The 8398-nt window shown below is 67.4% G+C and carries 6 protein-coding genes; 3 read left to right on the top strand and 3 right to left on the bottom strand.

The window, feature by feature from the left end:
- Positions 1–149: 149 nt before the first annotated feature.
- The 3 genes from paoC to paoA are packed head-to-tail and all read right to left on the bottom strand — an operon-like array spanning position 150 to position 3942.
- Positions 150–2360 (bottom strand): aldehyde oxidoreductase molybdenum-binding subunit PaoC, encoded by a 2211-nt coding sequence (paoC, locus tag SP5_RS09860; protein ID WP_042487742.1) that lies wholly within the window; start codon positions 2358–2360, stop codon positions 150–152.
- Positions 2357–3307 carry an FAD binding domain-containing protein gene (locus tag SP5_RS09865; RefSeq protein ID WP_042487745.1) on the bottom strand — a complete coding sequence of 317 codons (951 nt, stop codon included), beginning with the start codon at positions 3305–3307 and terminating at the stop codon, positions 2357–2359. Before SP5_RS09865 ends, paoC begins: the two co-directional genes overlap by 4 nt.
- Positions 3304–3942 (bottom strand): aldehyde dehydrogenase iron-sulfur subunit PaoA, encoded by a 639-nt coding sequence (paoA, locus tag SP5_RS09870; RefSeq protein ID WP_042487748.1) that lies wholly within the window; start codon positions 3940–3942, stop codon positions 3304–3306. The genes SP5_RS09865 and paoA overlap by 4 nt, the downstream gene beginning before the upstream one ends.
- A 343-nt stretch (positions 3943–4285) precedes the next feature.
- Here paoA and SP5_RS09875 point away from each other — a divergent pair, with 343 nt between their 5' ends.
- From SP5_RS09875 to SP5_RS09885, 3 genes are all read left to right on the top strand, one after another.
- Positions 4286–4714 (top strand): hypothetical protein, encoded by a 429-nt coding sequence (locus SP5_RS09875; RefSeq protein WP_042487751.1) that lies wholly within the window; start codon positions 4286–4288, stop codon positions 4712–4714.
- Between the two features lie 83 nt (positions 4715–4797).
- Positions 4798–6432, top strand: a complete 1635-nt coding sequence (locus tag SP5_RS09880) for a DUF5597 domain-containing protein (protein ID WP_042487753.1) — start codon at positions 4798–4800, stop codon at positions 6430–6432.
- An 80-nt stretch (positions 6433–6512) separates the two neighbouring features.
- Positions 6513–8324, top strand: a complete 1812-nt coding sequence (locus SP5_RS09885) for a DUF885 domain-containing protein (RefSeq protein ID WP_042487756.1) — start codon at positions 6513–6515, stop codon at positions 8322–8324.
- The last annotated feature ends 74 nt before the right edge of the window (positions 8325–8398 follow it).

Below are 8398 nucleotides of genomic sequence, written 5' to 3' on the forward strand. Positions count from 1 at the left end.
CACGAACGCCACGCTTGCGGAAGCGCCCCACCCCCGGCCCCTCCCCTGAAGGGGAGGGGTGGGTTTGTTTCAGGCCTTTATACTCTATGCGGCTGGGCGCTCGCTGACCCCTCCCTCTCTCCCGTCCAGGGAAAGGGACGGAAAACGCATCAGGCGATCGCGGGCAGGCGGTCCAGATGCTTTTCCAGCGTCAGCGGATAGTCCCTGATCCGCACGCCGGTGGCGTTGTAGACCGCATTCGCCACCGCCGCGCCGACGCCGCACAGGCCCAGTTCGCCGACACCCTTGGCCTTCATCGGATTGGCCTTGTCGTCCGCTTCCTCCAGGAAGATCACTTCCTGATGCGGGATGTCGGCATGGACCGGCACTTCATAGCCCGCCAGGTCATGGTTGACGAAGAAGCCGAAGCGCTTGTCGACCGCCAGTTCCTCCATCAACGCCGAGCCGACGCCCATGGTCATCGCGCCGATCATCTGGCTGCGCGCCGCCTTGGGGTTCAGGATGCGCCCCGCCGCACAAACCGCCAGCATCCGGCGGAGCCGCGTGACGCCGGTATAGGCATCGACGCCGACCTCAACGAAATGCGCGCCGAAGGTCGACAGCTGATAGGTCTTGTCGAGCGTTCCGAACTCGATCCGGTCCTCGGCGGTCAGCGGAGCCGAGGATGCGGCATCGCGAAGGGCGACCGATCGGTTGCCGCCCGTCACCCGACCATCGGCGAAGGTCAGGTCGGCCGAGTTGAACCCCAGCCGTTGCGCCACCGCCTCGCGCAGTTTCACGCAGGCGGCATAGACGCCCGCCGTCGCATTGGCCGCGCCGAACTGGCCGCCCGATCCGGCCGATACCGGATAGTCGCTGTCGCCCAGCCGGACATCGACCGCGTCCATCGGCACGCCCATCATCTCGGCGGCGGTCTGGGCGATGATCGTGTAGCTGCCGGTGCCGATATCGGTCATGTCGGTCTCGACCACGACCCGGCCATCCTTGTTCAGCGTGACCCGCGCGCCCGACTTCATGTTCATGTGATTGCGGAAGGCGGCGGCGACGCCCATGCCGACCAGCCAGCGTCCATCGCGGACCTGGGCGGGCCTGGCATTGCGCTGCGCCCAGCCGAAACGCTGTGCGCCTTCTTCCAGGCAGCGGACGAGTTGGCGCTGCGAGAAGCGGCGATCGGGCTTTTCGGGATCGACCTGGGTATCGTTCTTCACGCGGAAGGCGACCGGGTCCATGCCCAGTTTCTCCGCCATCTCGTCCATCGCGATTTCCAGCGCCATCATGCCCGGCGCCTCGCCCGGGGCGCGCATCGCATTGCCCTCCGGCAGGTTCAGCACCGCCAGCCGCATCGCGGTCAGGCGGTTGGGACCGGCATAGAGCAGCTTGGTCTGGTTGACCGCCGTCTCGGGACCGCCACCGGGCTGGTCGCCCGATCCGCTTTCATGCGCGATCGCCTGGATCGCGCCGTCCTTGGTCGCCCCGATGCGGATGCGCTGGGTCGTCGCGGGACGGTGAGTCGCGTTATTGGCCATCAACGGCCGCTGCATCGCGACCTTGACCGGCCGCCCGACCGCCTTCGCGCCCAGCGCCGCCATGACGGCGTCGGCGCGAAGGAACAGCTTCCCACCGAAACCGCCACCGACATAAGGCGAGATCAGTCGGACCTTCTCCTTGGGCATCCCCAGCGTCTTGGCGAGGTCGCCGCGGCCCCACGCAATCATCTGGTTCGACGTCCAGACGGTCAGCTGGTCCCCCTCCCAGATCGCCAGTGAGGCGAAGGGCTCCATCATCGCATGGCTGTGGTCGGGGGTGGTGTATTCGGCGTCGAGCTTCACCGGCGCGGCGTCGAAAGCGCTTTCGAACGAGCCGGTCCGATCTTCCTTGCCGGGCTTGCCCTCTTCGCCACCCGCCAGCGGCGCGCCCTTCAGCGCCTCGTCCAGATCGAACTGGCCCTTGGCGCGGTCATAGTCGATCCGTACCAGCCCGGCGGCGGCGCGCGCCTGCTCGAAGCTCTCGGCGACGACGATGGCGACGGCCTGGTGATAATGGTCGATCTCCGGCCCGCCGAGCAGCTTGGCCGTGTTGAAATTGCCCTTGTTCAGCTTGCCCGCCTCGGCGGCGGTGACGATGCCCAGCACGCCCGGTGCGCCGCGTGCGTCGTCGAGGTTCATCGACCGGATGCGGCCCTTGGCGATGGCCGCGCCGATGATCCAGCTATAGGCGGCGTTCGGAGCCTCGGCATGGCGTTCATAGGCATAGGGCGCGGTGCCGGTGGTCTTGCGCGGGCCGTCGATACGGTCCTGCGGACGACCGACCACGGTCATGCGGTCGATGGGGTTGGCGCCGGCTGGTTCGGTGAATTTCATGCGGTCCTCACCTGGCTGATGGCGGCCGCCAGCGTCCGTTCGACGAGCGGCACCTTATATTCGTTGTCCTTGGTCGGGCGGGCATCGGCGAGCAGCGTCGCCGTCACCGCCTTGGCCCCTTGCGGCATGGCAGCCTCGGCCGCTTCGACCCGCCAGGGCTTGTGCGCGACACCACCGACCGCGACGCGGCCCGAGCCGTCCTTCTGGACGATCGCCGCGACCGAGACGAGCGCAAAGGCATAGGAGGCGCGATCACGCACCTTCTCATAGATATGGGTGCCGCCGACCGGGCGGGGCAGGGTGACGGCGGTGATCAGCTCGCCCGGCTGGAGCGCGGTTTCGATATGCGGCGTGTTGCCGGGCAGGCGGTGGAAGTCAGCGATCGGAATGGCGCGCGTCTTTCCTTCGGGGTTCACCGTCTCGACCACCGCGTCCAGCACCCGCATCGCGACGTTCATGTCGCTGGGGTTGGTCGCGATACAGTCGTTGCTGGCGCCGACAATGGCGAGCTGGCGCGAATAGCCGCCGATCGCGCTGCACCCGCTGCCGGGCCTGCGTTTGTTGCAGGCCATGTTGGTGTCGTAGAAATAGGGACAGCGCGTCCGCTGGAGCAGATTGCCCGCCGTCGTCGCCTTGTTGCGCAGCTGTCCGCTGGCCCCCGCCACGATGGCGCGGGACAGGACGCCATAGTCGCGCCGCACGCGCTCGTCGGCGGCCAGTGCGGTATTGGTGACGAACGCGCCGATGCGCAGGCCACCTTCCCTGGTCTTCTCGATCCGGTCGAGCTTCAGCTCCTGCACGTCGATCAGATGGGTCGGCGTCTCGACCTCGATCTTCATCAGGTCGAGCAGGTTGGTGCCGCCTGCGAGGAACTTGGCGCCGGGCGTCGTCGCGGCGCGTGCCGCCGCAACGGCGTCTTTTGCACGTTCGTAGGTGAAGGGCTTCATGACTTGGCTCCCGCGACCTCAGCCATTGCATCGGCGATGTTGGAATATGCCCCGCAGCGGCAGATATTGCCGCTCATCCGCTCGCGCATCTCGATGCCGGAGTTCTGGGGCCTGGCGGTCAGGTCGGCCTGGACATGGCTGGGCACGCCGCGCTTGATCTCGTCGAGCACCGCCACCGCCGAGCAGATCTGGCCCGGCGTGCAGTATCCGCACTGATAGCCGTCATGACGCACGAAAGCGGCCTGCATCGGGTGGAGCTTCCCGGGCGTACCCAGCCCCTCGATGGTGGTGATGCTGTCGCCCTCATGCTGAAGTGCAAGGGAGAGGCAGCTGTTGATCCGCTCGCCATTGACCAGCACGGTGCATGCGCCGCACTGGCCATGGTCGCAGCCCTTCTTGGTGCCGGTCAGGTGCAGATGCTCGCGAAGCGTATCGAGCAACGTCGTGCGCGGGTCGAGCGACAGGCTGCGGGCCTTGCCGTTGACCGTCAGCGTCACGGGCATGGCGGGGGGATCGGCGGGCATGGTGCTCCTCTGGTTCTGCGCCTCGGCCGGGGCGGAAGCGGCCATCGCGGTGGCCGCGCCTCCGACGATCACGCCGCGTCGCGACACGGTAAATTCACTGCTGTCCGCCAATGTCCCGGCTCCCTTGCACCCTGTCCAGACCCCTGTCCGGCCGCTGGTGCGTACACCGCTGGCTGACATTTTGTTCATAACGCACGTAAGGGGTTTTGGTGGCGGGTTAAAATATCATGGGATAGAAATTGTCGCGCTCGCCACCGGGGCGCATCGGGCGCGCCAGAAATCCGAAGACGCCGCCCGCCGGGCGTGATAGCATCGCCTATCGCCGGTTTGACGACCGCAAGCACTGGCGGCTGAGAGACCCTTGTGCTCCCGCTTGTTGCGAAGGAGCCGTCCCCAGTGAACCATTTCTCCTGTCTTCAGGGCACGGGCGCTTGATCGCCCGGTTGCTGGGCCGTTGGCTGCGACGCTGGTACTGGCACCGCCGAATGGGCGGCCGATGAGGGCGAACACGGCGGAGCGGGACCGGGCGCATCGGGCGCTGATGACCGGCATCGACGTGCTGGAGAGGCGGATCGCGCCGCTCTGGGCGGTGGAGGCATGCGCCTTGTCCGCCCGGCATCGCCATGTCCGGGCGCGGGTGACGGCGAACGGTCTGCGCGAGCTGGACGTCCTGCTGGCCCATTGGATCGGACTCGTCGCGTGTCGGCCGGTCCGCATGGCGGACATCGGCGACTGGCGTGAGCAGGAGGAGGAGGATGTGGGGCGCTATGACCGCGACTTCACCGTCATGGACCTCGCCCGGCTGGCGGACGATTATCGCTTGGCCGCGCCGATGCCATGTCCGCCTGACACCGTATCGGCAGATCGCGGGCTGGCCGCGTGAGGCGCCGGTTCGATAGGCGTTGATCGGGCGCACCGTCCGTTGCACAGCCTGAGGCCAATCATCGCGAAAAAGGAGGGGACGTGATGCGCCTGGCAAAGGGGTTCGCCGTCTTGGCACTGGGGCTGGCCAGCCCGCTGGTGGCGCAGACGACGCCGGTGCCGCAGAGGACACCGGTGCCGCAGATCGTCGGCAAAAACGGCCGCCACGCGCTGATGGTCGATGGTCTCCCCTTCCTGATGCTGGGGGCGCAGGTCAACAACTCCAGCAACTATGCCTCCGCGCTGCCGCAGGTCTGGCCGGTGCTGGACCGCATCCACGCCAATACGATCGAAATTCCCGTCGCCTGGCAACAGATCGAGCCGGACGAGGGGCGTTTCGACTTCGGCTTCGTCCAGACCTTGCTCGATCAGGCGCGCGCGCATGACAAGCGCGTTGTGCTGCTGTGGTTCGCGACCTGGAAGAACACCTCGCCCGGCTACACGCCCGACTGGGTCAAGCTCGACAATCGCCGCTTTCCCCGGATGAAGACGAAGGCAGGGCAGGATCATTATGCGCTGACCCCGATGGCGCGCACCACGCTGGAGGCGGACAAGCGCGCCTTCGTCCGGCTGATGACGTACCTCAAGGAGCATGATCCGCAGAACACGGTCATCATGGTCCAGCCCGAGAATGAAGTGGGCAGCTATCGCAACCCGCGCGACTATTCGGCGGCGGCGCAGACGCTGTTCGACGGAGTCGTGCCGGAGGCGCTGACCCGCAGGCTCGGCAAGCCGCGCGGCACCTGGGCGGCGGTGTTCGGGGCGCAGGCCGACCGTGCGTTCAACACCTGGTATACGGCGCGCTACATCGAAGAGATCGTCGCGGCGGGCAAGGCGGTGAAGCCGCTGCCCATGTACGTCAACGCGGCGCTGGCGGGGCCGTCCAACGTGCCCGATCCCGACGGCGTGGCGAGCGGCGGGCCGCAGCAGGACGTGCTCGACATCTGGAAGGTCGCCGCGCCCTCGATCGATGCGGAAGCGCCCGACATTTACGACCGGGCGAGCGCGAATGTGGCCGCTTACATGAAAGCCTATGCCCGGCCCGACAATCCGCTGCTGGTGCCCGAGATCGGCAATGCCCGCGAGTTCGCGCGTTATTTCTACGAGGCGCTGGGCCACGGCGCGATCGGCTTTGCGCCGTTCGGCATGGATGACACCGGCTTCTTCAACTATCCCCTGGGGGCCAGGGCGCTGGACAACGCCACGCTGGATGCCTTTGCCGGGCCCTATGCGGCGCTGGGCGGCGTGATGCGCGACTGGGCGAAGGCGGCGTTCGAACATCCGAGCTGGGGCACCGCCAAGCCCGATGACGGCAGCGACCGGGAGGCGGTGCTGGGCGACTGGCGGATCCGGGCGGAGTTCGGCCAGTGGCAGTTCGGCGAGAAAAGCTGGAGCTGGCTCAAGTCCGAACCCGCGCCTTGGAAGGCCGAGCCGGTCGGCGGCATGGCGGTCGTCCAGCTGTCGCGCGACGAATATCTGATGACCGGCAACCATGTCCGCGTCCGCTTCGAGCCCGTGACCCCCGATCCCAAGGCCATGATCGTCCGGGTCGAGGAGGGGCATTTCACCGAGGGGCGCTGGGTGATGGACCGGCTGTGGAACGGCGACCAGACCGACTACGGCATCAACCTGATCGACCGGCCGGTCGTGCTGAAGGTCGTGATGGGACGCTATCGCTAGGGACGCGGACAAATCTCTTTGCACGCCCGGATCAACGGCTTAGCCTGATCCGCGAAGCCAGAAATGATCCGGGAGTGTTCATGCAGCGTCGCCAGTTCCTCGCCTTCGCCAGCCTCGCTGCGGCGGCCGCCGCCACGCCGTCCTGGGCCAAGGTTTCCCGAGGGACGGGGCCGCGTGATGCCGAGTTGCGGGCGATGCTCGACCGTTTCTTCTATGCGCGGCTGGACGACAGTCCGGAGCAGGCGACCTCGCTGGGCCTTGACACCGGCCCGCGCGCTGGCCTGAAGGCGCGGTTGAGCGATGCGTCGCGGGCGGGCGAGATGCGCCAGTTCGCGCGCGCGCGGCAGGAACGTGCGCAACTCGCCACCATCCCGCGCGATGCGCTGGGCGAGGGCGCGCGACTGGATTACGACATCCTGGCCTACAGCCTCGACCGGATGATCGCGGGCGAGCGCTTTTCCTATGGGGCGAGCGCGGGCCGCTATGCCCCCTATGTGCTCAGCCAGCTGTCGGGGGCTTACCGGGACGTGCCCGATTTCCTGGGCAACCAGCACCGCGTCACCAACGCCGCCGATGCCGACGCCTATGTCGCGCGGGTCGCGGCGTTCGGTCCGGCGATCGATGCCGAGACCGAGCGCCAGCGCGAGGATGCGGCCAAGGGCGTCTTCGCGCCCGACTATATCCTCGACACCACGCTGAAACAGCTGGCAGCGGTCCGCGACAAGCCCGCCGAAGGAACGGGCCCGGCGGTCGATCTCGCCGCCAAGTTGAAGGCCGCCAACCTGCCGCCCGACCGCGCGCAGGCGGTTGCGCGGCTGATGGCCGAGCGGGTTTTCCCCGCTCTCGATCGGCAACGTGCGCTCGTCACCGAATTGCGCGGCCGCGCGGTCCATGATGCAGGCGTCTGGCGGCTGCCGGATGGCGAGGCCTATTATACCGCCGCGGCGGCCGCCGCGACGACGACCGAGATGACCGGCGACGAGATTCACCGGCTCGGACTGGCGCAGGTGGCGGAGATCGGGGCGAGGATCGACACCATCCTGAAGGCGCAAGGCATGGCGCAGGGCAGCGTCGGCGAGCGGCTGGTCGCGCTTAACAAGCGGCCGGACCAGCTGTTCCCCAACACCGATCCGGGGCGTGAAGCGCTGCTGGAGCAGTTGCGCGCACAGGTCGCCGCCATGACCCGGCGTCTGCCCGAACAGTTCGCCGTCCTGCCCAAGGCGCCGGTCGAAATCCGCCGCGTGCCCGAGGCGATCCAGGCGGGCGCTCCCGGCGGTTATTACCAATCGGCGTCGCTCGACGGGTCGCGGCCCGCCATCTACTTCATCAACCTGCGCGATACGTTCGACCGGCCCAAATTCGGGCTGGCGACGCTGACCTATCATGAGGCGGTGCCCGGCCATCACCTGCAGGTCATGTCCGCGCTGGAGAGCCAGGACATTCCGCTGATCCGCAGGCGCGGCTTCTATTCGGGCTATTCGGAGGGCTGGGCGCTCTACTCTGAGCAGCTCGCCGACGAGATGGGGATGTATGAGGGCAATCCGCTGGGGCAGGTGGGCTATCTGCAATCCTTGCTGTTCCGTGCCACCCGGCTCGTCGTCGATTCGGGGATGCACGCCAAGCGCTGGAGTCGCGAGAAGGCGACCGACTATCTGATCGCCACCACCGGCATCGCGCGTGGCCGCAGCCAGGGGGAGATCGACCGCTACACCGTCTGGCCGGGGCAGGCGTGCAGCTACAAGATCGGGCACACCGTATGGACCCGGCTGCGCGACGAAGCCAAGGCCAAGGCGGGCACGAAATGGGACTCCAAGGCTTTTCACCGCGTCCTGACGCTGGGCGCGATGCCGCTCGACGTGCTGGAACGGGTGGTGCGCGAGCGGATGGTGTAACGTCCTTCTTTCCCCTCTCCCCTGGACAGGGGAGAGGGTTAGCCGAGCTTGCCAGCGTGCTGGCTGGAGTCGAA

The organism is Sphingomonas parapaucimobilis NBRC 15100 (assembly GCF_000787715.1).
GTDB classification, from domain to species: Bacteria; Pseudomonadota; Alphaproteobacteria; order Sphingomonadales; family Sphingomonadaceae; genus Sphingomonas; species Sphingomonas parapaucimobilis.

Excerpts from the sequence above, each read along its gene's own strand:
- paoC (WP_042487742.1), bottom strand. The coding sequence starts at position 2,360 with ATGAAATTCACCGAACCAGCCGGCGCCAACCCCATCGACCGCATGACC.
- SP5_RS09865 (WP_042487745.1), bottom strand. The coding sequence starts at position 3,307 with ATGAAGCCCTTCACCTACGAACGTGCAAAAGACGCCGTTGCGGCGGCA.
- SP5_RS09880 (WP_042487753.1), top strand. The coding sequence starts at position 4,798 with ATGCGCCTGGCAAAGGGGTTCGCCGTCTTGGCACTGGGGCTGGCCAGC.
- SP5_RS09885 (WP_042487756.1), top strand. The coding sequence starts at position 6,513 with ATGCAGCGTCGCCAGTTCCTCGCCTTCGCCAGCCTCGCTGCGGCGGCC.